The sequence below is a fragment of the Leptotrichia hofstadii genome (assembly GCF_007990525.1).
Classification (GTDB): domain Bacteria; phylum Fusobacteriota; class Fusobacteriia; order Fusobacteriales; family Leptotrichiaceae; genus Leptotrichia; species Leptotrichia hofstadii.
Genome location: NZ_AP019823.1, coordinates 1,305,444 through 1,331,327, shown reverse-complemented (window position 1 = coordinate 1,331,327; position 25,884 = coordinate 1,305,444). Strand labels below are relative to the sequence as shown.

The following is a 25,884-nucleotide window of genomic DNA, read 5'->3' as shown; positions in this document are numbered from 1 at the left end:
ACTAAATAGTCACATCTTTTGAGTTCGGTTTTAAAGTGGTTTTACTATAATATTAATCAAAATAATTTTTTTAATTTTATGCTACAAAATTTTTTCAGGCAAATAAAAAGTAAAAATTGTCCCTTTCCCTAATTCACTTTCTACCATAATTGTCCCCTTATGCTCTTCTATTATCCATTTCACAATAGAAAGCCCAAGTCCTGAATTATCGCTGGAACGGGAAGAATCAACCTGATAAAAGCGATTCCATATTTTATTAATATGTTCACTTGAAATTCCGATTCCGTCATCAATAATTTTACATTGTATTTTTGAATTTTGCAAATCAGTATTTTCAGATTCATTTTCTATTTTATCTAAAGTTATTTTTATTGTTCCATTTTCATTCCCATAAGTAATTGCATTTGAAATAAGGTTTATAAAAACTCGTGTAAGCATATCCCTGTCAACATCTGCAAAAATATCATTTTTCTCATCGTAAATAATTTTAATATTTTTTTCTTTAGCATAATTACTTTCAATTTCGATAACTAACTGAATAATTTCATTCAAATTCTCATTCTCGATATTAAGTTTTTGATTCTTTTTATCCATTCTGGCAAGCATAAGCAGTTGAGAAATCAACCTTGACATTTTTTTAGATTTTTCCAAAATATTTTTTAATATATCTTCTGATTCTTCATTTAAGTTCAAATATTTCAAGCTGTACTCACTTTGCATACGAATTGCTGAAAGCGGAGTCCTTAATTCGTGAGCCACATCCGATGTAAATTGAGCCTCTCTATCAAATGCCTCCTGTAAGCGATTAAACATCTGATTAAAAGTTTCAGCCAAATCATAGATTTCCCTCTCTCCACTTTGTAAATTAATTCTTTGAGAAAGGTCATCCCCTCTCGAAATTTTGTTAACCGTTTTAACTATTTGCTCAATTGGGCTAAAAGATTTTTTTGTTATAAATTTTCCGCTTAAAATAGAAACAATTATTAAGAATGGAAATATAATAATAAATATTAAAATAATTAGTTCTATATTTTTTTCAAGGCTGGAAAAAGGTGTAATTCCTCTAATTAATATTTCTCCGTGTCCGATAAAATTTTTCCTTATATCATAAACGTACCATTTTGAATTTGAATTTTTCTGTTTTACTATTTTTACTTTATTGCTTTCATCAGAATTTTGAGAAACTTCTAAATCAATATCTGTATTTCCGTATATAAAGTTAAGATTTTTATCATAAATTGAAATAAAAATATCGTCGGTTATTACGCTAAGATTATTGTCAATTATTAACTCCCCATTTTCAAGTTCAATGCTCTTATTGATTTTCTCTACTGTTGTTTCAAGCCTTTTATAAACAGAATTTTTCACAGCAATAGAACTGATATAGAACATAGCTCCCAAAAAGCACAACACAATTATAATTATCATGCTTGTATACCATAACGTAATTTTGGTTTTTATTGAAATTCTTTTTTTATTATAACTAATTTTATTATTCATTTTCTTCCTTCAAGACATATCCTACACCTCTTATAGTATGAATTAATTTAGGCGTAAAATCCGTATCAATTTTTTTTCTTAAAAGTCTTACATGCACTTCTATTACATTACTGTTTATTTCAGAGTCAAAATCGTAAATATGCTGTTCAATTTTATCTTTTGAGATAACTCTTTTTTTGTTTCTTATCATATATTCTAATATTGAAAATTCTTTTGGTGACAGCTTTATTCTCTTCTCATCTCTGAATACAGTATGTTCATTGCAATCAACTGTAAGATTAGCTATTTTAAAAATATTTCCTACTGAATCAGACTTTATGCTATTTTTCCTAAGAATTACACGGATACGTGCAAGCAGTTCTTCAAAATCAAACGGTTTTACCAAATAATCATCAGCTCCATAATCCAGCCCTTTTACCCTATCCTGAACACTTTCTCTCGCAGTAAGAAACAATACAGGAGTCTGTATTCCCTTATTCCGTATTTTCTTCAACACTTCAAACCCATCTAGTTTAGGAAGCATTATATCCAGTATCAGCACATCATATTCTGCAGAAAAAATATAATCTAACGCCTCTTGCCCATCAAAACAGCTATCAACACTATAATTCTCTTTTCTTAGCGTTCTAGCTATAATATCATTTATCATTCTCTCGTCTTCTACTATCAAAATTCTCATTTTTCAAATCCTCGTTCCCATTATTTTGTTTCCAATTAAATATTTTTTATTTATTCAAAATTTATTTAATATCAGCCTATTAAATTAATTGTTTTCTAAATTTGATTTTAAAGTGATCCTGTTATGTATTCCTTCTCGAATTCTTTTGAAGCATGCTCCAATACTTTAAAATTATTTACTCTTCTATACATTCTTCTTTCAATTTTTGTTAACTCTGAAAAATCTTTTGAAAATGTATCATATAATATTTGAGCTTTTTCAAAAATTTCTTGATGGATTTCATTACAAAATTTTAGTTGTTTGTCTAAAAGTAAATAATATTTTTTATCATTAATATTATCACTTTTTTTCAACATGCTCAAATTGACTTTAACCATTGATTTATAATGATTTAAAACTGGTATCATATTATTAAGATTTATTACTCCCAACTTTCCATTTTTTATTTTTATAATATCCATAGTTTCTCTCATTTTTTTGTGTTTCTCTTTAGGAGAAGATAACGGAGCAAAATATTCTCTATTTTCAACTTTTAATATAACTCCAATAAAAGGCCTGTCTGTTTTTTTTGACACTTTACTTTCATAACTACCCAAGTATGCTAAATAACTAGAAGTTAAAGTTACAAAATATAGCTCCTCTCCTTTTTTCTTTCTCATAATTAACCTCCTTTTATAATAATAAAAGACGATATTTTGTATTTATACCGTCTTTTAAAAATACTTTATAACTAAAATAAACAAAATTAGGGAGATTTAGACTTCTCGCTCCTATTCGTGCCTATTTTTTAATACCTAAAATTTACATTTAGGGAGATTTAGACTTCTCGCTCCTATTCGTGCCTATTTTTTAATACCTAACTTACGTTTAGGAAGATTTAGGCTTCTCGCTCCTTTAAGGTCTATTTTTTAATACCTAATTTTGTCAATTATTTCTTTAAGAAAATTATACTATATTTCCGTTTATTTTTCAAGGTAAATTTTTAATTTTCTCACTGTTTCTTAATAAATCAATTTTTTTAATTTCTCCATCTTCTATTTATACTCGTTCAAATCAATCCCTTGATCCATCGCGGCAAATACGCAGCCACAGTAACATTGCCTATACACATCATATTCTGCACACATATCAACTGAACGTTTGTATCCGTTATTTTTCTTAAAGTCAGATGGCAGGTATTTTACATCAAAAATTTCCTGAATTTCCAGTCCCAACGTGTTTATCAGCTGGCTGTTCTTATGCGGACTTAACGTCAAGGCACTTCCAAAATAGTCAAACCCCAATTCCTGAGCCTTTTTTGCCACAATGTCAAGCCTCATCTGAAAACAGGCTGTACATCTTGCTCCACCTTCCTTTTCATTTTCCAGTCCTTTCACAGCCTTATAAAAATCCATCGGCTTATATTCATCTTCAATAAATCCAACATTATTTCCAGTACGCTCGTTGAATTTCCTAATAAATTCCTCCTGCACTAAGGCCCTTTTTACATATTCTGCTTTTGGATGGATGTTATTATTTGCAAACAGAACGGTCACGTCTGCATATTGCGTTAAAAATTCCAGCGTATAAGTACTGCAAGGCGCACAGCAGCTATGAATCAATATTTTAGGACGAATATCCTTATTTTTCCAATCTGAAATCAGTTTTGTCAAAATCGTATGATAATTGATTTTCTGATTAGGATTCATTCTTTCCAGAATTTCCTTTGCATTTTTTATATCCCTTTCAATATAGCTTTCCGTATTTTTTGTACTTTCCAATTGTTCAATATTTCCAATATTTTTCATTAAATTATTTTCTCTCCCAAATTTTTTTATATATTTATACTAAACCCCATTTAAAAAATAATAATAAAATTCTATAATAATTAATTTAATAGCCTTGTCAAAAAAATGCTTTAATTTTATGAATTTCATGATTTCTACTATTTAAATGGGAAATAGTATTAAACAATCATAAATTTTACTTTCTGCTAGATTATAAAATTAGACTTGTCTACATAATCAAGCGTTTTGAATTATTAAACAAGTCTACTAAAATTTTAAAAACTATTTTTTATTATACTCTTCCAGTGCCTTTTTCAACACTTTCATTCCATTTTCAATTTCAATCAAGTTATGTGTACAAAACGAAAATCTAGCTTCCTTTGTACCTTTTCCTGGCGTTGTATAAAATCCAGGCCCTGGTGCAAACGATAATGTTTGATTTTCATATCTAAATTCAGTCAATAGCCAGATTGCAAATTTTTCAATATCATCTACTGGAAGTTCTGCGATTAAGTATAATGCGCTGCTTGGCTTATATGTTACAACTCCTGGTATTTTTATGATATTATTATAAATCATATCACGTCTTACTTTGTATTCTAATTTTGTATTGTCAATGTAAGTATCTAACGTATTAATTAAGTTTGTACTTGCATATTGCTCAATTGTCGATACTGATAGTCTTGCCTGACAGAATTTTAGGGCTTGTGCTAAAAAGTCTTTATTTTTAGAAGCAATAACTCCTATTCTTGCCCCACATGCACTATAGTGTTTTGAAATACTGTCAACTAAAATCACTCTCTCTTCAATTTCTTTGATTGACATAAACGACTGATAACTTTTCTCAATTTCTTCATCGTAAATAAACTGCCTGTAAACTTCATCAGTAATAATATATAAATCATGTTTTATCGCAATATCCCTAATTAATTCCATTTCTTCTGTTTTGAAAACAATTCCAGTAGGATTGCTTGGATTTGAAAACATTATTGCCTTTGTTTTTGGAGTGATTAATTTTTCAATTTCTTCCTTTTCCGGCAAATGATAATGATTTTCAATAGAAGTTTCAATTGGAACTAATTTTGCGTCGGCAATTCTCAAAAAACTGTCATAATTTGTGTAATATGGTTCAGGGACTAAAACTTCATCTCCTGGATTGCAAATTGTCTGCAATGTAATTTGAATAGCCTCGCTTCCACCTTGAGTAATCAATATATCCTCAGGCAAAATATCAATTCCCACTTTTTCATAAGATTTTGAAAATGATTCCCTCAATTCAATGATTCCTGCCGAATTTGTATATTTAACGATTTTTTCCTTATAGTTGTTTAATCCTTCAAAGAATGTATCCGGCGTTTCTACATCTGGCTGTCCTATATGCAGTTGATACACTTTCACACCGGATTTCTTTGCTTCATCAATATACGGCACTAATTTTCTAATTGGTGAATAGTGCATGTTTAAAACTCTTTTTGAAAATTTTTTCATTCTGTAATTCCTTCCTTATTTATCTATATCCAATTTATTGCCAAGCTACTGCTTGTTGTATTTTTCATTTAACGCCTTTAAGATGGCATAAGTTTCTAAATCAAGCTTTCCATCGTATTTAGATGGTCTGAAATGATACTGAAATACTTTTATTACATTCTTTGTCTGCTCATCCCATCTTCCAGTTGTACTTATGGAATATCCGAACTTGCTTAATTCAGCTTGTACGGTTGCGGCTGGCAAGGATGCCCATGAAAGTGAATATTCATTCTCAAATGCAGATTTTCTATCATTGTCATACCACATTCCTAAGTTATATTTTCTATAAAGCTCTTCCCATGGGAATAATGGACCTGGATCAGGCTTTCTTTGAGGAGCAATGTCTGAATGTCCCAAAATATTCGTTGCGGGAATTTCGTATTTATCTGCCAAATATTTTACAAGGACAGCCACGTCTTTAATTTGAAAATCTCTGAACGGCTCAAAACTTCCGCTTACGTTACCGCTGTTTACAATTTCAATTCCGATTGAGCTGTCATTCAAATTCTTGCTAGTTTTCCATTCACTTGCCCCCGCGTGCCATGCCCTTCTGTTTTCATCAACTAAATAAAATACTGGATCATTTTTCTGGTTTGATATTAGGTAATGAGCACTTACTTCATTGTTTGTCAATGCTCTTAAAGATCCGTCCCTGTCCATCGCTGTATAGTGAAGAATTATAAATCTCTGTCTATAATTCTGCCCTTTTGAGGAATATGACGAATCTACAGTTATTGATCCTGCCGAATTTCTTATTGTCTGCATTCCTCCTCTGCCCGAGACAGAATTTCCGCTATTATTGTTTTCAGGCCTTTCTATAACTTTTCCTCTTCCATTTTCAATACGTATTTCTACCGGTGGTTTCTTCACGTCTTTTGAAACATCCTGATTATTTGCATTCAATACATTTCCAGCAGACAGAGCCAATGCTAGAAACAGTAGTTTTGTCCTATTTTTTCTCATTTTATTTCTCATCCTCCTGTTTATTTAATTTTAATTCTTTATTGGATTTCATCTCAATTTCCGTATTATTATTTTCCCTAAAAGTATATTTTACAGTATTTTTTAAAAATATATAATGAATAATTGCCAATACAGCAATAACAATTCGCAGAATCGCAGTAATATTAGCGTCAAAGTCCAGCCATATCATTGCTGAATTTCCTAGATTCAGCACCGCTATAATAATTAGCAGGATACTTCTCCGGCTTATCGCAATAATAATAAATACTATTGAGGCAAATATGAACAGAACTCTAGTTCCGCCTACAAACAGCACATACGAACTTACACTTGAAACAGTATCATTCATATACGGTGAACTTTGCAAGATTACACGCGAAATATTTACACATGCCAAGCTCAGAAGGAATATGGCAAAACATATCAAAAGATCCCTTACATCCCTTGCCGCTCCCTTTTCAGCCTCTTGCTGACTTTTGGCATTTGCACCGCTGCTTCTGTCTTCAAGATAGAAAACTGAGTAAAGGAGCATAATCCAGAAAAGCGTCTCAACTATTCCAAGCCAAAGCGTTATGTGAAAAATCCTGTCATTTACATATTCATGAAAAATTGAATTATAAAAATTGAAGTTTACAAGAATGTAAAAAAAGGATATTACTGCTCCAAATATTTTCTTATAATAAAACAGCATAGTCTATTCCCCCATAAATTTATTTATCCATCCAAGATAATTTGAATCTGTTATATTCAATGCCTCTATATGTGCCTGAAAGTTTACATCGTCATCGTATATTCTGAATATGATAGGAGCTAATATCTTTAACGTCTGGGTTTCAAAGATTCCATGAATGTTCATGCTGTAAATGAGCGGTTTCTGGAACTTCAAAAGCTGACTGTTTGTATGTTTTATTTCACACAGCAGTGCAAGAAGATTGATTTTCTTCAAGTCATTATTCCTGTCCTCAAGAACTACGTCGATCTGATCTGAAAGAAGCTTCTTATACCGCCATGACTGGTGTTCCCTGTGAGCCTTGCTCTGTATGAGGAATTTCATTTTTGGAGAGAACAGTATAAGATTATCCATATTTTTTTCGTATTTTATTGAAAAATCCCTTCCAAAGAATCCGCTCACTGCTTTAAGCAAATCATTCTGAACATTATAAATCGTATTTTCATCGTAAATCTTGTTAATTAGGCTTGATTTCTGCTCATTAAACGTATCATATAGATATATTTCAATTTCATATTTCTCAACATTTGGCATTTTCAGTATATTTCCTGCCAAAACGAAATTCAAGTTGTTGTTCTGCTGTCTTATCAGCTTCATATAATCGGTACTGTAACGCTTTCTCGAAACGAACAGGCTTTCATTGTTATAAGCTATTGCAAGCTGATAATTCAAGTTTGTCTTGTAATGAAGATTCTCATTCAGATACAGTGGCAATGAAACCGCCAGATTTTCAGCAAGTTCGGACTTTTCCCCAATTGATGTCAATGTAAGAATAAGAATATTAGGCTTTACACGTCTGCTCTGATTCAGCATAAATTCCGGATGGTTAAACTCATAATACCATATAGGCTTGTTTGTAGAAAAAAAGCGATTTGCTGTGTTCTCTTTTGCATCGCCATTTTCCTTTTTTACTTTAAGTTTCCAAAAATAGTCCTCATAATGCATAAATTTCTTATAATGCTCTATCCATGGAAATTTAGAAGTAAATTTGCAAAGCTCCAGCCCTTCCTTGTACATTCCCTTTACCTTGTAGTACTTCAATACATTTAGCGCTGTGTAAACGTTATGCTTTTCAGGATTGTAATATGCCAATACATATTGCTTAAACTCATCGTAAAGTTCGTTTAGCATGTAAATGCTTGATGTGATATACATCACTTCTGAATTATAGCCAGATTCCTTTAATGCAGTTATCAGGAAATAGTTTCCAGTTTCCTTATCCCCTTTTTTAAAGTAAACTATTGCCTGCATCATCTTGGCTCGCCAGTTTCCCTTTATTTCCGAAAGTTTTTCCAGCTTATTTTCATATTCCTTGACACTTCTTTTCTTTACTATGTCAAAGTATCTTTTAAACGCTGTCGCCGAATTCGGATTGATTTCAAGCGCCTCATAATATTTCTTCTCGCTCTCCTCAATACGGCCGCAAAGCTCCAATGCCTCAGCATAGGCTATACAAAGCCCTTCTGTCGTATTGTCTATATTCAAGTTTTTTTCATACAGTTCGACTGCACTTTCGCAAGAACCTGTCTTTATGTGATAAGTCCCAAGCATAACCAGCTTTCTCTCAAAATTTTCATCAGCCGCATAAAATCTAAGCACAGCCTCCTTTATTTCAGGGTACAGCTCCTTTGAAAAGGCATCCTGAATTATAGGATACAGCCCTTCCATGTTGCTCCAGTTTTTTCTTATGGCTGGATACAGTTTTTTATCAAGCCATTCTTTTTTGGGCATCTTAAATTCTTTCCCAAACTCGTCATAGTAGGAAATTTCTTTAAAATCATCCGAATAATTGTCATATCTGCCATTTTCCATAATTTCTGATTCATTGTTTACAATATCGTAAATCTCTCTTCTAATTTGCTGCTGGCTGCCGTCGCCACCTGAATAGTTTTTCTTCTTTTCTTTTTTTTCAGAAGATTTAAAAAAATCAAAAATCCCCATACATCCTCCTATCTTAAAAGTAATCCTTATAGCCTATCCTGTTATGGCTATAAAATCTCCATAATATATAATAGTATAGCATAATTTATTTAATAATACATCATTATTTTTTGCTAATCCTATACTTAATTTAAAAATCATTCACAATTTTTTTATTTTACTGAAAAAATTAATATTATTTTTACTAAGAAATTTTTACTAAAATCATTAATTTATACTAAACTTCTTTAAACAATATTAATTTTATCACAAATATTCTTAAAACACAACGGAGTTAGAATAAAAAAAATTTAAAATAGCAGTTTTTATGAAAAAATACATCTATTCCAGACTAATTAAATGAAATGACAAAAAACAAAATAAAAAAAGTGAGATTATTAAAATCCCACAATTAAGAAATTTTTACTTTTCATCATCTTTATCTAAAAAATTATTAAGGTTTTGATTGTTTTCATAGCTAACTTCTTCTTTATTCTTAAAATTATATTTGCTGTCTTTTTCTTCATTTTCCAAGTAATTATTCTCAACATTCAGATAAACTACAATTTGCAAAGCTTGAGAATATAACAGAAATAAACAAAGAACTATCGAAAAAACAGTAACTATCAGCAATACGCCCAGCATAACAAAAGAATCATTTCTTATGATTCCGGAAAGTGGCAAGATAACTACTATACTCGCTATAACAACCGCTACTACAAGTATTATTCCAGGAATTATTATTTTTAGCCTATTTCCTTTAGATAGCTTTAAGCTGTAGTCCAAGGATTCTGAAAGAGTGAAATTACGAATATAGTATACGCCATAAAAGTAAAGCAAGGCCCATATAAAAACAATTATTATAGCTACGTTCGCTAAAAAGGCTAAAAAAGTTCCTATGAAAGGGAATTTTTCCAGCACAAATAAAATTATCCTTAAACCAGCACCTATTCCAAATATCACAAGAGACTTTATAAAAATTCCTTCTGTTGAAAATTTGTCTGCCCTTCCTTCCACTTTTAACGCAATTTTTCTTAAAAAATATGCTATAAAGTAATTATTTACTATTGTAAATGCAAGCATCAAACCAAAACCTAATAAAATAAATACAGGAATTAGCTGCACATAACCCGAAAGAGCCAGCATAACAATCCAGAAGTAACCTAAATAAAAACCTATAATCGGAATAAATATTAAAATAAACTGTAAAAACGCAAGCAGCTTATTCTCTTTAAGAATTATCTTAAATAAATCAAGTGCCGCACTAAAAGTTTCTCCAATTCCAAGATCTTTTTTAAAGATTTTTTCTCTTAAATTTTCTAAATACATAATTTATTTTTCCTTTCTATTTTTTTATAATTATACACTAAGATACAAAATTTTTCAAACCTTAAGCTTGAATTTCTTCTTTTTTTTCATCTATGCTTTTTAAATAATTATATTCCACATTTAAAAATATAAGCGAATTTAATATTATTGAAACAATTCCGATTGCAGATGTCGCAACTGAGGAAATTACAGCAATCAGTATTACAATGTAAACTGATGTAAAAAGAAATGTAAAAAGAAACATATTCAGCAAAAATGGCAATGCAAAAACTAGAACTATAAGGGAAAGCACAATATTTGGCAAAATTTTTCTCAACTTGTTCCCCTTTGATATAGCCAGATTATATTTGTACGTCTGTACTATCTTCATATTTCTTATATAAAATGTTTCCCTGAAATACAGCAGTTTTATCCACGCTATAATTACAATTACTATCCAAGTTATGACTGGAACCGCAATCGCAACAGCCATAAGAACTTTCGAATAATTATATTCAGCTATTATTCCTATGAAAATACCGATTAAAACAGGAATAAACATCACAATAAAAAATGCCGCAAGAAACACGATAGTAAGCCCAAAAATCTTCAGGAACTTGAAAAACGTCTCCTTAAAGCTGTATTCATTTTCCCTGCCTTCTATTTTCATTACAACCTTTGAATACATCATTATTGAAAATAATGTTGAATAAACTGATATAACAGTATTAAAAAGGCTAATGCTAAGCTGCATTCCCGAATACCTTGCCATATTGCTGACATCGCCATAGCTGGCCGCCACCCTGATGTTTGTATTTATCGTATTCTGCAATGTGGTCGAGTATAGCGCCCATATATTCAATATTACCAGAATCGCAATCCATAGCTTATTTTCCTTTACAATGCTTCCAAATATATCAAAAGTGTTTCCCATGTACTCATCCAGCTTGAATTTTTTCTCAAACAGCTCTTTCTGTAAATTCTTAAAATCCATAATTTTTTCTCCTCCCTAAATCTGAAATCATATTTCATTTTCTATCATTTTTTCTGTATCTTTTCTATGTGATTTGAGATAATCGTACTCCACGTTCAAAAATACAACAACATACATTATTACAATGACAACCTGAAAAATGCTTGAAATAACTATTACAAACGAAGTAACAATGTTTCTTGCATAAAGCTGTCCGAAATTATTGTGATAATAATTCATCATTAATAACAAATTATTCAGTACAGTCAGAATAATAATAGGAATTGCAACTCTTAGCCTGCTTTTTCTTGCCAGCATAAAGTTATACTTTAAGGATTGCCACATTTTCATATTTCGCCCTGCATATATCTGAGTAAAGTAGGGAATAAATATTAATGACAGAACTACAAATACCATCCCAATTATCTGCCCATTTAAAATCTGATTCTTTGTAATTATTTTTGTAACAAACTTTAGCTGTTTTATCAAAACAAGTAAAAGAGGAACAGAAAATATCAGCACTAGCAAAAGTTTTAAATATTTAACAATCAGGTTTGTAAACTTGTATTCATTTTCTGTACTTTCTATCCGATGAAGCACTTTAGCATACGAAATGAAAATAAAAATTCTGCCATAATATACTAGCACTGTACTCATAAACCAGTATTTCTTTACGAAATTCGCTGGCATTATTCCAATCAGTATATTTGAAAGTACAAAGCCTGTAACCCATAACTTATTTTCCCATATAAAAACTCCCAAAATCCGAAACATCCACATAAAATATTCCAACACATTAAATTTCCGTTCAAACAGTTCCTTCTGCAAATCTTTAAAATCCATAATTTATTCTATTTCCTTTCAAAATTTATTGTAAATTTTTATTCTGTTTTTTCAAATAATCATACTCCACATTCAAAAAAATTATAACTCCCATTATTGATATAAATATTCCTAAAAAGCTTGAAATAATTCCACCTATCACAGATATCGGAAAAATTATAATTAATGGTATCTTGTCAAAAAGATGTAAAGAAAATGGTACTCTAAGGATAGCATTTAACAATACAAAAATAATGATTGGAATAATTGCTCTCATTCTATTTCCCTCAGATATTTCTAAATTATACTGGAACACATCAAATATCATCATTTTTCGAATACAGTAAATTTGTATGAAATAAAGAAACATTATTATCCCAAAGACAATTACGGCGATTATTATGATTCCAGCTATTATCATTCCTAGAAAACTAGCATTAGAATACAGCAATATAATTGCAGCTGGAAGAGTTAAAAATCCGCATATCACACTAATTACAAAATACACTAAAGTAAGCATCAAAAATTTGAGAAATAGTTTCTTGAATGTAAATTCATCTTCCCTGTTCTCAATTTTAAATCCAATTTTCATAATTGCAGCCGTATAAAATAAATTGCTGTAAACTGATGCAACTGTATTTAACATTGAAATTAAATAACTAAAGGAATCATACAGTCTTACATAACTTTCCGTAGTTAATTTTTTCTGAATTGTCGCCGAAAACAGCATCCAAATGTTTGCAATTATAAAAAATACTGTCCATAATTTATTTTCTTTTAAAAATACTTTTACGACTTCTTTTGATTCTTTAAAATATTCTGTCAGATTTAACTTCTTCTCTCTCAATTTATCTCGCAAATTTTGAAAATCCATATTCTTTCTCCTTCCAGATTTAGCTAAGAACGGCATTATCTGTATTAAAGTCTATGTATTCTAAATTCAAGTAAATAAGATTGCCTGCCATTGCTTCAAAAATCGTATAAAAAAGTCCAACCACTCCTCCAAAGAAGGCATTAACTGTCATTCGTACAACCTGATCCTTAACTGCAGCTTCAAACAGCCAGCTTGAAAAATAATTAAATCCTGCAGATACAGCAAAAACTATTAATAATACGTGCAGTATCCGTATCCTGTTTCCTCTGCTTATATATAAATTATATTTAAACGCTTCGACTATATTTATGTTTCTGAGATAATACGCCTGCTGAAAATACAGAAGGTTTAGTTGCAGAATAGCCCAGAAAATTATAAATGGAAGTACTGAATTTGTAAATATCATCATTATAATTCCTGCTATTACTAGAAATACTGCCAATATTATATTTACAAATGTCATTACCAAAAATTTAACGGTAATTTCAACTAAACTAAATTCATTTTCCCGCCCTTCCACTTCCAGTCCCATTTTTTTTCTTATAATAGCAAGTATAAACTGAACAACGAGCCAGACTATAATATAGCACAGTATAAACAACATCACTTCTGACACCAGCTCATTAAACTCCCTACTTCTCAAAAACTGATTGGAATCAATCTTAGTTTTTCCATATTTTTCTACAATCTTCTCCATTACTGCAAGTATTTCTGATCCTTGAAACCGGACTACAACTCCAAGAAAAAACAAAAATACCAAATGGAAAAAAAGCAATACAGGATGATTTCTTACAAATATTTTCAAAAGAGCGGAACCGTTGCTAAAGTATTCCCAAGCTGAAAAATATTTGCTCTGCAAATCATTCCTTAATTTATTAAAATCCATCAGGACTGCCTCCCTTTTCTATTTTTATTTTTCATATCAAAAATTATAGCATACTTTATTTATTTTTAAAAACTTTTTTATGAAAAAGAGCACTAAAATATTTAAGACAAATATAATTTACTATTCTAAGAGAAATATAATGAATTATTGATATAATAAAAATGATATCTAAAAAAGAAGGAGAGTTTATTATGTTAAAATCATTTAAAAAATCAATGATAGTCTTAATTTCATGTTTATCCATAAGCATTTTATCTTCAGCGGCGATTCCAAAAATCTCCCCCAAAAGAGCTAGTGAATATTCAGCTCAGTCAGCACGTGCATTGTCTTCACCCTACAGCACTGTTGCAAATGTAACTGTTTCAGGCAGCTTTGCCACTCTAAAGGAAACTGGTCAGCCCTTTACAGGAACTTATGCAGAATTTAATGAAGTTGGACGAGTGCAGGCCCTAAGAAGTTATCAGGACGGAAAATTACACGGGCCTATGTTTCTATACTATGAAAATGGAAATATATTAAAAGCCACAAATTATGTAAACGGCGTAAGGGATGGCGAAGATGTAGACTTTTACGGAAATGGAAACTCGAAGACGCTAAGACGTTATAAAAATGGCGTGCTGAATGGCGACAGCTATGATTTCGATGAATTTGGAAGGCTTGTTTCTACAATGCAGTATTCAAACAACGTCAGACACGGAAAGGAAATAAAATATTCAAACGGTATTGTTACAAATGAGAACACTTACGCCAACGGACAGCTGAACGGCGAGACAAAATCCTATTATTCCAACGGAACTCTGCGTTCCAACGGAAACTATTCACGTAATCTAAGACACGGTCAATGGACATGGAACTATGAAAATGGTACAAAAAAACTGATTGAAACATATCAAAATGGTTTAATTACCGATATTCTTGGCTATTCAAGAAATGGTGCGAAAGAACGTGAAATGAAGCTCGTAAATGGAAACGGAAATTTCACGCAATATTATGACAATGGAAAAATCAAAGTTCAAGGGGCATTAAGAAACTACAAGGCTTCTGGAAACTGGAACTTCTATAACAAAGACGGACATTTGACTGATACGCAGGGATTTTATTAAAAAAGGCTTGATTTATTTTAATTTTAAAGGTATAATATATTATATAACAAGTGTTTTAAAGGAGATTTAAAAGAAAAAAATTTACTTAGAAAAGTGGTGTTAATTATGAAAAAAATATTATTTGCTTTAATGCTTTTTGTAAATATTTTAGGATTTTCAGCATTGAAAAATGGTATTTATTCTGTTGAAAAAAGGTACGACGGCAACTGGAATTCATTCGTAAAATTAACAGTTAAGGACGGAAAAATAATCGGTGCCCAATATGACAGAAAAAATCAGAAAGGTGAATTATTCTCAATGAGCCAAAACTCATTCAGGGATATAGCTCTTGAAATTTCAAGAAATCTTATAAATTCTCAAAATGTAAGTTCTGTAACAGGAAAAGATGCAAAAGCAGTATCAGAATTTAAAGAAATGTCAAACTTTCTAATTGATAAAGCCAATAATGGTGAAACTGGAAATTTTAAAATGTAGTAAATATTTACAATTATAATCTTAATTTTTTCAAAATTAAAAAGCTAATATAACAAAAAAGGAGTTCTCTCATGATTAATCTTGTGAGATTTCTCCTTTTTTCTTAATTATTTTCTTCTAAAAATTTTAAAAATTTCCGTATTTTTCTGTCTTTTTCATCTTCCACTAATTTTACTTCAAGAAATTTTCCAATATTTTTATAATCTATAGCTTCTTTTTCAAATTCTTTTGAATAATCAACTTTTTTCAAATACAATATCTGTCTTTCTGGAACATAAAAGTATTTTCTATTATATGGCAATATAAAAACATAAAATACATCTTTACTGCCTATTTTCCATTTCCATCCGATTAAATGTCTTTTAAAGTTAAAACGATATAGCCTAACTGTCTCATTAAGTGAAAATCCATAATTCATTGCGTAAAGTTTTCTTTTGAAATCAAAATCCTGAACAAACCAGAAATTATATTTTCGATTTTCTTTTACAAGCCTAATTCTCTCATCTTTTAGAAAATAAATTAAACTTCCTGCATAAATTGAAATTATAAAAATAAAAATACTTATAACTGTACTTTTTCTTTTCCTGTAGTAAGCTCTTACTTTCCAAAATAGTTCTTCTAAAAAATCTAATATATCATATATCATTTTTCTCACCTATATGCAGTTTTAATTTTCAACATCATAAATAAAAGAATAATTCTGTCTCACATCTTTACTTAAACTTCTGCCAACTACACACATTTCTTCTACTGATTTTTCAGCTTTTTCTCTTACTTCCTGACTATATTCCTTTTTCAAATGAAATGCAATATTGATTTCTGTAACTTTAAAAGTTGTTAAATCGACTGTTTTTCCAACTTCTGCATAGCAATTTTGAAAATTTTGGTTATTAGCCTCCAATTTTATTGATAAAACTGTCATTGCACATGAAGCTACAGAGGCAGCGAGAAGTTCTGACGGAGAAAGCATTTCGCCATTACGGTCTGTCAAAATAATCTCGCTATTTCTGTTATTTTCGATTTTCATTCTAAAATTTTTGTCATATTTTACTATTATTTTTTCCATTTTTATCCCTTAATTATCTTAAATTCTATTTTAAAGCGTTTAATCCTGTTAAATTTAAGAAGTTCCAAGGCTTGTTATAATGAGGCTGGAAGAAGAAGTCTACAAATGCCAATTCTTCTACAGTCATTTTATTTTGAATACATACTGACAATGTGTTGATTGATTGTGTTAAGTCAATTTTAGAAGTTAACTGTGCTCCTAAAATTCTTCTGCTATTTTTTTCAAATACCACTTTTAAGGTTACTTTTTCATAAGTCGGCATAAATTCAGGACGATAGTTGTCAACTGCAATTACGCTTTCCACTTCTATTCCTTCTTCTTTTGCACTGTCCTCTGTTAATCCAGTTGCAGCCATATTGTTTTCATAAATTTTAATTCCTGAAGTACCTTGTGTCCCAAGATGTCTAACCTTATTTTCAAGCAAGTTTATACCTGCCAATGTTCCCATTCTTACAGCATTTGTTGCAAGTGGAATATATCTTTCCTTTTGCAATGGATTGTAGAATACTGAACAGCAGTCTCCTGCAGCCATAACGTCTTTATTGCTTGTTCTCATATATTCGTCAACTTTAATCGCTCCATTTGGAAGCATTTCAAGCTGTCCTTTAAACAATGAAGTGCTTGGCAGGAATCCAACACACATGATTACCATGTCAGCTTCATATTCATTTTTGTCAGTAACTACTTTTGTTACATTTCCATTGCTTCCTTCAAATTTAACAACTTTTTCTCCAGTTGCAATTACAATTCCTCTATGTTTAAACGATTCTTCAGCAACATCTGTAAATTCCTTGTCAAAATATTTGCTCAAAATTCTTTCTTCTGCATCAACTAGGACAACTTCTTTCCCATTATCTCTAAATGCTTCAACAAGTTCCACTCCAATGTATCCTGCTCCAACAACAACAACTTTTTGTGAATATTTTGCTCTTTCAATAATTTCATTTGAATGATTGTAATTTTTACAAAGCAAAATATTATTCAAGTCAATTCCTTCAATTGGTGGAATAATAGGCCAGGAACCAGATGTAATGATTAATTTGTCAAAAGTTTCATTAAATTCAATTCCAGTTTCCAAATTCACAACTCTTATTTTTTTACCTTCAATATCAACATTCTTTACTTCATGTCTCATTCTAGTGTCAACGTTTAATTCTCTTAATTTTTCAGGTGAACAGTAAAACAGCCCTTGAGGATCTTTTACTACTCCTCCTACATACAAAGCAATCCCACAAGACAAGAATGAAATATTGTCATTTCTTTCAAATACCGTTATCTCCGCATCAGGATTTGTCTTTCTCAAATTTAAGATTGCCGCCGTACCAGCGTGTGTACATCCAATTACAACTACTTTCATCTATTTCCTCTCCTTCACTATATTCATATTTTAATTTCAAACAAAATTTATAATAATTGTTAAATCAAATTATTTTTTTCCCAATCTATTTAATTATACTACATTTTAAAAAAAAATCAATAGTATTTTGAAATTTTTACAAATTTATATTTATACTATTCCTATTATAAATAACGGAAATTAAAATTTATGAAATTAAAGTCATTTTTTACAATATCATGCTATATATACTTATTTATTAACTATCAAAATATCTCTTTTTAATTAAATTTCATCATTAAGTATACATATAAAAAACTAAATTTCCAAAAACTCCTTCTCAAATTCATCTTCCGTAAGCACCCGAACGCCCAATTTTTCAGCTTTTTCCAGTTTACTTCCAGCCTTTTCTCCAGCGATTAGAAAATCCAGATTTTTTGAGACTGCTGACAGATAATTTCCGCCTTTGGACAGGATAATATCTTTTATGTCGTTTCGTTTGTATTTTTGCAGTTTTCCAGTTGCAAGGAAGTTTTTGTCTTTTATTGGATTATCTGCTATTTCTTCTGAATTAGTTTCATCAACAGCAAATTGCAATCCAATATTTTTTAAATCTGTGATAATTTTCCAGTTATCCTCATCATTTAAGAAAGTATTTACAGCAACTGCCACTTTATCGCCAATACCTTTTACAGCCAGTAAATTTTCGATTGACTGATTTTTCAGATTTTCAATATTTTTAAAAGTTTTTGTTAAAAGGTTCGCATTGAATTTTCCAACAAAAGGAATTCCAAGTGCGTAGAGAACTTTTGAAAAATCACGATTTTTACTGGACTCAATGCTATTTATTAAGTTATCTACACTTTTTTGTCCCATTTTTTCCAGATTTTCCAATTCTTCACGGTATTTTTCCAACGAATAAATATCGACTATTGTTTTTATTTTTCCAAATTCAATAAATTTTTCGACAATTTTGTCACCAAGTCCAGAAATATTCATTGCATCACGAGAAACGAAATAGGCAATTTGGCGTTTAACTTTTTCGGGGCAAAGTGGATTGTGGCATTTTAAGGCGACAAGTCCTTCTTCGTGTGCAAGCTCGCTATTGCAGACAGGACAATTTGCTGGCTCCTGAATTTCAATTTCTTGTCCAGTCCTATCGTCAAACACAACATTTACAACTTGCGGAATAATTTCTGCCGCCTTTTCTACAATAACATTATCGCCAATTTTTATATCTTTTCTGCGAATTTCATCAAAGTTATGTAAACTTGCTCTTTTCACAACAGAACCTGATAAATTCACGGCTTCAAGTTCAGCAACAGGAGTAATTACACCAGTTCTTCCAACTTGAAAAGTTACGTCCATTAATTTAGTCTTTACCTGCTCAGCAGGAAATTTGTAGGCAATTGCCCATCGTGGGCTTTTAGTTGTGTAGCCAAGTGTTTCGTAAAGTGCAAAATTATTTACTTTTATAACAAGCCCATCTGTTTCATAATCAAGTTTTTTCCTGTTGTTATGCCATTTGTCGATAGATTTTTCCAATTCTTTAAAATCAGTATATTTTTCAAATATTTTTGTTGTTTTAAATCCAAGTTTTTCAATATATTCAATGCTTTCCAAATGAGTATTTATCCCGTAATTTTCAGCATTTACAAGATAATAGAGATAACAGTCAAGCCCACGTTCTGCAACAATTGTCTTATCCAGCTGTCTTATTGTCCCTGAAGCTGCATTTCTAGGATTTGCGAAAACATCTTCTCCATCATCTTCCCGTTCTTGATTTATTCGGTTAAAGCTTGAAATTGGAAAGATAATTTCTCCACGAACTTCCAACGAAATATTCTCCTTCAATTTTTTAGGAATAGTTGTAATTTCCATAATATTTTCAGTCACATCTTCTCCAACTTGCCCATCTCCCCGTGTTACAGCCTGAACAAGCACTCCATTTTCATAAATTAGGCTTATACTAAGCCCATCCAGTTTCAGTTCCAGAATATACTCTAGTTCCTGTGAATGATCCTTAACATTTTCAGATAAAATAATTTTTTTGATTCTTTTGTCAAAATCCTCAATTTCAGAAATATTATAAGTATTCGACAGACTAAGCATAGGCACCCGATGTCGTACTTTTGAAAATTTTTCACTCGCAGTACCCCCAATCTTTTCAGTAGGGGAACTTTCCCCATTTTCCTCATTTTTTAGCAATTCTGGATATTCCTGCTCAAGCTGTTTTAATTCACGCATTAAAGCGTCGTATTCCATATCCGAAATAAGAGGCTTATCCTCATTATAATAAAGATTATTATGATATTCGATTTCATTTCTCAATTTTGTATATTTTTCTTGAACATCAGAAAAACTGGTGTTTTTTTCATTATCTATATTTTCATTTTCGTTATTTTTTTCTTGATTAAATAAATTCACGGTTGCTCCTTTTATAAAATTTGTTTTGTAAATTATATCATTTTTTTTATGATATGAAAAGTTTTTGGAGCAATTAAATCAGAGCTTGAATCCTAAATATTGACAAATTGTGAATGGTACAATATAATAATTTTATTAAGAATAATATAGTGATTTTTTACTTTTTTCAGAAGAAGTGAAAAAAATTGATTTGTATTTTTTTGTTATAAATTTATAAATTGAAAAAAGATAAAAATATTGAAAAAATATTGCAAAATTGTATTAAAATGAACTGGAGAAAAAGAATATTATTTGGTATTGGAAAATACTGGAATTGAGTATATCGGAAAATTTAAATGGTGTTTTTGGAGAAATGTATAGAAATTGAAAGTGAAAGAAGGATTGGTAAATATGAAAGATGAAAATAATATGGAAATATTGGAGATTAACATTATTAATAATGGAAAAACAGAAAAAAATAAACTATTTTTATCAGAAATTGAAGATGAAATTAATTTAAAAATAGAAATTGAAAGAACAATATATTTTTCAAAAAGTGATAATATCTTTGATTCTATTGTAGAATTGCGAAAAAAATTAGAATTAAAAAACATTTATTTACTTTGTAATGCTTCAGCTATTAATGTTTATCCTTCTGGAATGCAAAAAGAATTTGGAGGGACAAAGGCGTATAAATTACAAATGGGAAAACAAGCAACTTTATCTGATGTAGTAGATATTTTTGATTACGATAGTGAATTAAAAATTGGCAGTGTTAAGGAACAAGAAGAGTTTTATGAAAATTGGCTAGAAAGTTTGAGGAAATAAAATAAAAAAAATTATTGTATTATTAATTATATTAGTTGTATTTCTTTATTTTAATAATTCAAAAAAAGTAAAAAAAGAAGGATTTTACTCAGTTTCATTTTTTATTCTGACAATAAAGAAAAGATTTTTGAAGTTGAAAATATTGAAATTCATTATTTTAAAAATATTATTATAAAGATAAAAAAATTAGTGAAATTATTGTAAATGAAAGATTGGGAATTGATGATTTAAAAGATGCCAAATATATTGACGTCGATAAAAAAGAATTTATTTATTCAACAGATAAAGAAATAACTGACATTTTAGGTTCAAAAAACGAAAAATATGAAATTACCACATCTATCTATATGGAAAAAGGATTTGATTTAGAATTTTTAATAGAAAATGAAGGTAAAATAGCTACAATTAAAAAAGAAATTTCAGTTGCTTATAATGAATAATAATTAATATTTTTTATTAATGATTATTCCATATATGAAATTTATTATAGAACAATAGGTCAAGAGCATTATGATATATTAAGAAGTACAGGAAGAATGCCTGCAGGACATAACAGTGAAACCTTTATTTCTCCATCTTCTTTATATGTACAAAAATATGATTATGGTGGAGTAACGTTGGAATTTAAACTTAATCCAGGAACAACGAATGAATTAATGAATATAGGGGTTAAAAGTAAAAAACAAATAAGTGGCATAATGGTGAATCCTAATTATAATTATTCAAAATTGCCAAATGATTTTAAAGGTTGGGGAAATAATCATGCGATGTTTAAATTAGAAAAAACAATTCAAAAAAATCCTATAATAAAAGATCCTTATAATGTAAATATAGGATTAGGAAGTGAAGAAGGAAAGGCATTGAGTATATTTAATGATAACATTATCGATTACAAAGTAATAGGAGAATAATAATTATGGACAAATATCTTGAGGAAATTATATTACTATCAAAATGGTATAATAAAGAATTAACTGATGATGAGTTTTTAGAAAAATTTAAATCGGAAAAAATTAGGTATAGAAGAGAAGTTCCTAATATTGCAAAAGAAAAATTAAAAGAAGCTTGTACTTTGAAAAATGGAGATATGATGATGTATTACTCTCATTTAGTTTTTTGTTTAGTTTTTTCATCAAAAATAGATTTTGATGAAATTAAAGACAGTATTGAGGAAATGATAACAGGAGATTGGCACTATGACCATGAAAATATAGCAGGTGCATTTGAAGATATAGCTTCACCAAAAACAATAGAATGGGTGTATTATTTAGCATTGGCACATCAGTTTGAAGGATATGAAGGGGGAATTGCAATGGCTAGAAAATGTATTCATGCACTAGGGAAAATAAATACTCCTAAATCAAAAGAAAAATTGGAACTTTTGGCTAATAATTTAAATGAAACACAAGACTTAAGGGAATCAGCAAAAAGAGAGTTGAATAGACGTGATTTCACAAATAAGGATTTTGAGTGAGAAGACTGAAGATGTTAAAAAAATGATTTCTTTTAAAGAAGAGGCGAATAAAGTAACTAGAGAAAATGCAATAGATATACAATTAGGACAAGAAGGAGGGAAAGGATTAGAAATATTTAATTAGAATTTGAAAAAGTATGAATTTATAAAGGAGAATAAATAAAATGGAAGCAAAAAATAATAAACTTTTAAATATAATGATTGAGTTAATGAAAAGTAAAAATAAAAATGAGATAAAAAATAAATTCAATATTAACGATAAAGAAAAAGTAAAAATTATTAAAAAAGGGCTAGAAGAGGCTTATGATGAAAAAGACGAAGATAAGCTTTATTATGTATGTTCAGCAATATGGGAATTTAATTTACATACTGAAGCTGAAGAATGGATAGATATTTTATGCAAATTATCAAAAGAAAATTGGCATAACGAACATGAGGATTTTGCAAGTTATTTTCAAGAAATGAGGTTACCAAGAACAATAGACTGCATATATGAACTAGCAATTTCAAATTTTGAAAAATACCGTTGGGATGATAATTTTGCATTAGTGAGAAAATGCTGTTTTGCTTTGGGGGATATTAATACTCCTAAGGCGAAAGAAAAATTGGAATTATTATTACAAAGTGATGAAGAAATGATAAGAGAACATGCAGTGGAGCAGTTGAAGAGATGTGATTTTACAAATAAGGATGTTGAATGAAAGGATTGGTTATGAAAAAAGACGAAGAAAGAAATATTTATGCAGTATTTGATGACAAGACAATAAGAGTTTATCAGGCATACAATAATGAAATAGCAGATGAAGCTTTAAAGTTAGGAAAATTTGGAAGTAAGTTCAGTTTAAACAGAATGACTTGGATAAAACCATCGTTTCTCTGGATGATGTACAGAAGTGGCTGGGCTAGTAAGCAAGGACAAGAAAGAATACTGGCAATTGACCTGAAAAGGGAAGGATTTGATGAAATAGTGAAAAATGCTGTACTTTCATCTTTTAGGGAAGTTTCTGATTTATCTAAGGAAGAGTGGAAAAATAAATTAGATAAGTCAGAAGTAAGATGTCAGTGGGATCCTGATAGGGATATTTACGGTAATCCAATAGGAAGAAGAGCAATACAGTTAGGTATAAAGGGAGAAACGGTGAAAAAATATGTAAATGACTGGATTGTAAATATAACTGATATTACAGAGGAAGTTATAGAAATGAGAGAGAAGATTGAGAATAGGAGTTTTTTGGATAGTGATCTTCCAATAGAAGAAAAATATGTTTGAATCCTAGTATTTTTAAAATTTTATAAAATTTCTAAAATATATTGACATACGTGTAAAAAATACGTATAATAATATTGTAAGGAGGAATAATGTCAAGAACTAAACCTTACAGAAGTATTGTTAAAGTTTTAAAAAAGAATGGATGGGTACTTGATCATACAACTGGTTCACATGAAATTTATATAAAAGATGGTAAAATATGTCCTGTAAAATGTACAAAAAAAGATATACTATCTGGAACTTTAACAAATATAGAACGTATTACAGGGCTTAAATTCTAGCCTTGTAATATTTATAGGAGAGTAGTTTTATGAAAAATAGATTGTTATATCCGTGTGTTGTAAAAGAAGAAGACGGTATTTTTTATGCAAATTTTGTAAATTTTGAAGGATGTTTTACTGATGGAGAGACACTTGAGGAAGTTGTAAGAAATGCAAAAGATGTTTTATCGGGAATGCTTTTTACAATGGCAAAAAATAATATTCCGTTTCCAAAATCTGAAAATAGTGAGATAAAACTGGAAAATGGAGAATTTTTGATATATGTTGATGTCTGGATTTCTCCAATTTTAGAAAAAGCACGAAATCAGGCTGTGAAAAAGACATTGACAATTCCAAAATGGTTAAATGATGAGGCTGAAAAGCAGTCATTAAACTTTTCTAATATATTACAAACAGCATTAAAAGAGGCTTTGGGAATATAAAAATTAAAAATTAAGAAAAATGTTCAGAAATAGATTAAGTAAAATTAAACTTTGAACATTTTTTTATTTTTAAAATTCTATTTTTTATGCTGTAATATTTTTTCAAAATATGGTATGATATAGGCAATGAAAATTGTAAAAATAAAAGGAGGAAATTGAAAAAAATAAAATAATGGAGATAAATAATAATGAAATGACAAATATAAATATAGTTGAGAAAATTGATATTTTGGGGATGGATTTAGATAGTTTGCAGAAGAAATTTGTTGAGATTGGTCTTAAAAAGTTTAATGCGAGCCAAGTTTTTGACTGGCTGCATAATAAACTGGTATTTGACTTCGATGAATTTTCTAATATTTCTAAGAAAGATAGGGAAATCTTGAAAGAAAAATTTTATGTGGCAAAACTGGAGTTTAAGACACATCAAGTTTCGGAAGATGGGGATACTGAGAAATTTTTGTTTGAACTGAAGGATAGAAGGCTGATTGAAAGTGTGCTTATTTCTCATAAAAATCGGCATACACTTTGTGTATCTTCACAAATTGGATGTCTTATTGGATGTGATTTCTGTGCCACAGCTACAATGACTTATGAAAGAAACTTGTCAATTTCTGAGATTTTACTGCAATACTATTATGTTCAGAAACATCTGCTGCAACGTGGAGAAAAACTTGGAAATGTAGTTTATATGGGAATGGGAGAGCCTTTTTTAAATTATGATGCTGTTCTTGGTTCAATTAATATGTTAAATTCTCCAAAAGGGCAAAATTTTTCAAAAAGGAATTTTACAATTTCTACAAGCGGAATTGTGAATGGAATAAAAAGATTTACAGAAAATGAAAATCAGATAAATTTGGCAATTTCACTGCATTCGGTAAAGGATGATGTGAGAAGTGAGATTATGCCAATAAACAAAAGATGGGGAGTAAAACAGTTAAAAGAATCTCTTCTGGAGTATCAGAAACAAACTAAAAATCGTATTACATTTGAATATATCTTGATTGATGATTTGAACTGTGAGCCTGAAGATGCAAGGGAACTGGCTGGGTTCTTAAATTCATTTTCGTGTCTAGTAAACTTGATTCCTTATAATCCTGTTGGTGGAAAGCCTTATAAAACACCATCAAAACAAAAACAAAGGGAATTTTATAAATTATTGAAAGATAAAAATGTTAATGTAACGTTGCGGGAAACTAAAGGGCAGGACATTGCAGCGGCCTGTGGACAGTTGAAGGCAAAAAAACAAATGGATTCTGTACATAATATTTAAAAAATT

At 29.9% G+C, this 25,884-nt stretch carries 29 protein-coding genes; 12 read left to right on the top strand and 17 right to left on the bottom strand.

Going from position 1 to position 25,884, the window contains the following annotated elements; translation table 11 throughout:
- Positions 1-81: 81 nt before the first annotated feature.
- The 13 genes from FVE77_RS06240 to FVE77_RS06180 all read right to left on the bottom strand — a co-directional run bounded on the left by FVE77_RS06240 (position 82) and on the right by FVE77_RS06180 (position 13,948).
- Positions 82-1,500: a HAMP domain-containing sensor histidine kinase gene (locus tag FVE77_RS06240; RefSeq protein ID WP_026746322.1), complete on the bottom strand. Its 1,419-nt coding sequence runs from the start codon at positions 1,498-1,500 to the stop codon at positions 82-84.
- A complete protein-coding gene (locus tag FVE77_RS06235) occupies positions 1,493-2,179 on the bottom strand; it encodes a response regulator transcription factor (protein ID WP_026746323.1) in 687 nt (228 codons plus the stop codon). The genes FVE77_RS06240 and FVE77_RS06235 overlap by 8 nt, the downstream gene beginning before the upstream one ends.
- A gap of 107 nt (positions 2,180-2,286) precedes the next feature.
- Positions 2,287-2,838: a type III toxin-antitoxin system ToxN/AbiQ family toxin gene (locus FVE77_RS06230; RefSeq protein WP_051254495.1), complete on the bottom strand. Its 552-nt coding sequence runs from the start codon at positions 2,836-2,838 to the stop codon at positions 2,287-2,289.
- A 375-nt stretch (positions 2,839-3,213) separates the two neighbouring features.
- The gene (locus FVE77_RS06225; protein WP_081690319.1) at positions 3,214-3,966 is read right to left on the bottom strand and encodes an epoxyqueuosine reductase QueH; all 753 of its coding nucleotides are present in this window, start codon (positions 3,964-3,966) and stop codon (positions 3,214-3,216) included.
- 261 nt (positions 3,967-4,227) lie between these two features.
- Positions 4,228-5,433 carry a pyridoxal phosphate-dependent aminotransferase gene (locus tag FVE77_RS06220; RefSeq protein WP_026746325.1) on the bottom strand — a complete coding sequence of 402 codons (1,206 nt, stop codon included), beginning with the start codon at positions 5,431-5,433 and terminating at the stop codon, positions 4,228-4,230.
- A 45-nt stretch (positions 5,434-5,478) separates the two neighbouring features.
- Positions 5,479-6,435, bottom strand: a complete 957-nt coding sequence (locus FVE77_RS06215; RefSeq protein WP_036088073.1) for an N-acetylmuramoyl-L-alanine amidase — start codon at positions 6,433-6,435, stop codon at positions 5,479-5,481.
- Position 6,436: 1 nt separating this feature from the next.
- Complete coding sequence (locus FVE77_RS06210) at positions 6,437-7,126, bottom strand: hypothetical protein (protein WP_026746327.1); 690 nt, start codon at positions 7,124-7,126, stop codon at positions 6,437-6,439.
- A 3-nt stretch (positions 7,127-7,129) separates the two neighbouring features.
- On the bottom strand, positions 7,130-9,106 hold the full coding sequence (locus FVE77_RS06205; protein ID WP_026746328.1) for a tetratricopeptide repeat protein: 1,977 nt from the start codon (positions 9,104-9,106) through the stop codon (positions 7,130-7,132).
- A 402-nt stretch (positions 9,107-9,508) separates the two neighbouring features.
- On the bottom strand, positions 9,509-10,414 hold the full coding sequence (locus tag FVE77_RS06200) for a hypothetical protein (RefSeq protein WP_026746329.1): 906 nt from the start codon (positions 10,412-10,414) through the stop codon (positions 9,509-9,511).
- A gap of 61 nt (positions 10,415-10,475) precedes the next feature.
- Positions 10,476-11,387 (bottom strand): hypothetical protein, encoded by a 912-nt coding sequence (locus FVE77_RS06195; protein WP_026746330.1) that lies wholly within the window; start codon positions 11,385-11,387, stop codon positions 10,476-10,478.
- Positions 11,388-11,414: 27 nt separating this feature from the next.
- Complete coding sequence (locus FVE77_RS06190) at positions 11,415-12,209, bottom strand: hypothetical protein (RefSeq protein WP_026746331.1); 795 nt, start codon at positions 12,207-12,209, stop codon at positions 11,415-11,417.
- A gap of 25 nt (positions 12,210-12,234) precedes the next feature.
- Positions 12,235-13,062, bottom strand: coding sequence for a hypothetical protein (locus tag FVE77_RS06185; RefSeq protein WP_026746332.1), 828 nt, complete (start codon positions 13,060-13,062; stop codon positions 12,235-12,237).
- Positions 13,063-13,081: 19 nt separating this feature from the next.
- Positions 13,082-13,948, bottom strand: a complete 867-nt coding sequence (locus FVE77_RS06180; protein WP_026746333.1) for a hypothetical protein — start codon at positions 13,946-13,948, stop codon at positions 13,082-13,084.
- 191 nt (positions 13,949-14,139) lie between these two features.
- On the opposite strand from FVE77_RS06180, the gene FVE77_RS06175 reads away from it, so the two are divergent.
- Positions 14,140-15,051, top strand: a complete 912-nt coding sequence (locus FVE77_RS06175; RefSeq protein WP_026746334.1) for a toxin-antitoxin system YwqK family antitoxin — start codon at positions 14,140-14,142, stop codon at positions 15,049-15,051.
- 105 nt (positions 15,052-15,156) lie between these two features.
- Positions 15,157-15,525: a hypothetical protein gene (locus FVE77_RS06170; RefSeq protein ID WP_006804098.1), complete on the top strand. Its 369-nt coding sequence runs from the start codon at positions 15,157-15,159 to the stop codon at positions 15,523-15,525.
- Positions 15,526-15,628: 103 nt separating this feature from the next.
- On the opposite strand, the gene FVE77_RS06165 is transcribed toward FVE77_RS06170, so the two are convergent.
- The 4 genes from FVE77_RS06165 to ligA all read right to left on the bottom strand — a co-directional run bounded on the left by FVE77_RS06165 (position 15,629) and on the right by ligA (position 20,354).
- Positions 15,629-16,171 (bottom strand): hypothetical protein, encoded by a 543-nt coding sequence (locus FVE77_RS06165; protein WP_006804097.1) that lies wholly within the window; start codon positions 16,169-16,171, stop codon positions 15,629-15,631.
- A 21-nt stretch (positions 16,172-16,192) separates the two neighbouring features.
- A complete protein-coding gene (locus FVE77_RS06160; RefSeq protein WP_026746335.1) occupies positions 16,193-16,591 on the bottom strand; it encodes an OsmC family protein in 399 nt (132 codons plus the stop codon).
- A gap of 25 nt (positions 16,592-16,616) precedes the next feature.
- Positions 16,617-17,948, bottom strand: a complete 1,332-nt coding sequence (locus FVE77_RS06155) for an FAD-dependent oxidoreductase (RefSeq protein ID WP_026746336.1) — start codon at positions 17,946-17,948, stop codon at positions 16,617-16,619.
- 297 nt (positions 17,949-18,245) lie between these two features.
- The gene (ligA, locus tag FVE77_RS06150) at positions 18,246-20,354 is read right to left on the bottom strand and encodes an NAD-dependent DNA ligase LigA (protein ID WP_026746337.1); all 2,109 of its coding nucleotides are present in this window, start codon (positions 20,352-20,354) and stop codon (positions 18,246-18,248) included.
- 369 nt (positions 20,355-20,723) lie between these two features.
- Here ligA and FVE77_RS06145 point away from each other — a divergent pair, with 369 nt between their 5' ends.
- From FVE77_RS06145 to rlmN, 10 genes are all read left to right on the top strand, one after another.
- A complete protein-coding gene (locus FVE77_RS06145) occupies positions 20,724-21,161 on the top strand; it encodes a hypothetical protein (protein WP_232052979.1) in 438 nt (145 codons plus the stop codon).
- A 212-nt stretch (positions 21,162-21,373) separates the two neighbouring features.
- Complete coding sequence (locus FVE77_RS06140) at positions 21,374-21,601, top strand: hypothetical protein (protein ID WP_026746339.1); 228 nt, start codon at positions 21,374-21,376, stop codon at positions 21,599-21,601.
- Between the two features lie 96 nt (positions 21,602-21,697).
- Entirely contained in the window at positions 21,698-22,072 is a 375-nt protein-coding gene (locus FVE77_RS06135) for a hypothetical protein (RefSeq protein WP_026746340.1), read from the top strand.
- A gap of 5 nt (positions 22,073-22,077) precedes the next feature.
- Positions 22,078-22,635, top strand: coding sequence for a HEAT repeat domain-containing protein (locus tag FVE77_RS06130; RefSeq protein ID WP_146967860.1), 558 nt, complete (start codon positions 22,078-22,080; stop codon positions 22,633-22,635).
- Positions 22,628-22,759: a hypothetical protein gene (locus FVE77_RS12990; RefSeq protein WP_269472239.1), complete on the top strand. Its 132-nt coding sequence runs from the start codon at positions 22,628-22,630 to the stop codon at positions 22,757-22,759. The genes FVE77_RS06130 and FVE77_RS12990 overlap by 8 nt, the downstream gene beginning before the upstream one ends.
- A gap of 40 nt (positions 22,760-22,799) precedes the next feature.
- The gene (locus tag FVE77_RS06125) at positions 22,800-23,336 is read left to right on the top strand and encodes a HEAT repeat domain-containing protein (protein WP_026746342.1); all 537 of its coding nucleotides are present in this window, start codon (positions 22,800-22,802) and stop codon (positions 23,334-23,336) included.
- A complete protein-coding gene (locus FVE77_RS06120; protein ID WP_036087928.1) occupies positions 23,333-23,905 on the top strand; it encodes a DUF4291 domain-containing protein in 573 nt (190 codons plus the stop codon). The genes FVE77_RS06125 and FVE77_RS06120 overlap by 4 nt, the downstream gene beginning before the upstream one ends.
- Before the next feature lie 89 nt (positions 23,906-23,994).
- Positions 23,995-24,186: a type II toxin-antitoxin system HicA family toxin gene (locus FVE77_RS06115; protein ID WP_026746344.1), complete on the top strand. Its 192-nt coding sequence runs from the start codon at positions 23,995-23,997 to the stop codon at positions 24,184-24,186.
- Positions 24,187-24,215: 29 nt separating this feature from the next.
- On the top strand, positions 24,216-24,608 hold the full coding sequence (locus FVE77_RS06110) for a type II toxin-antitoxin system HicB family antitoxin (protein ID WP_006804076.1): 393 nt from the start codon (positions 24,216-24,218) through the stop codon (positions 24,606-24,608).
- 172 nt (positions 24,609-24,780) lie between these two features.
- On the top strand, positions 24,781-25,878 hold the full coding sequence (gene rlmN / locus FVE77_RS06105) for a 23S rRNA (adenine(2503)-C(2))-methyltransferase RlmN (protein WP_081690320.1): 1,098 nt from the start codon (positions 24,781-24,783) through the stop codon (positions 25,876-25,878).
- The last annotated feature ends 6 nt before the right edge of the window (positions 25,879-25,884 follow it).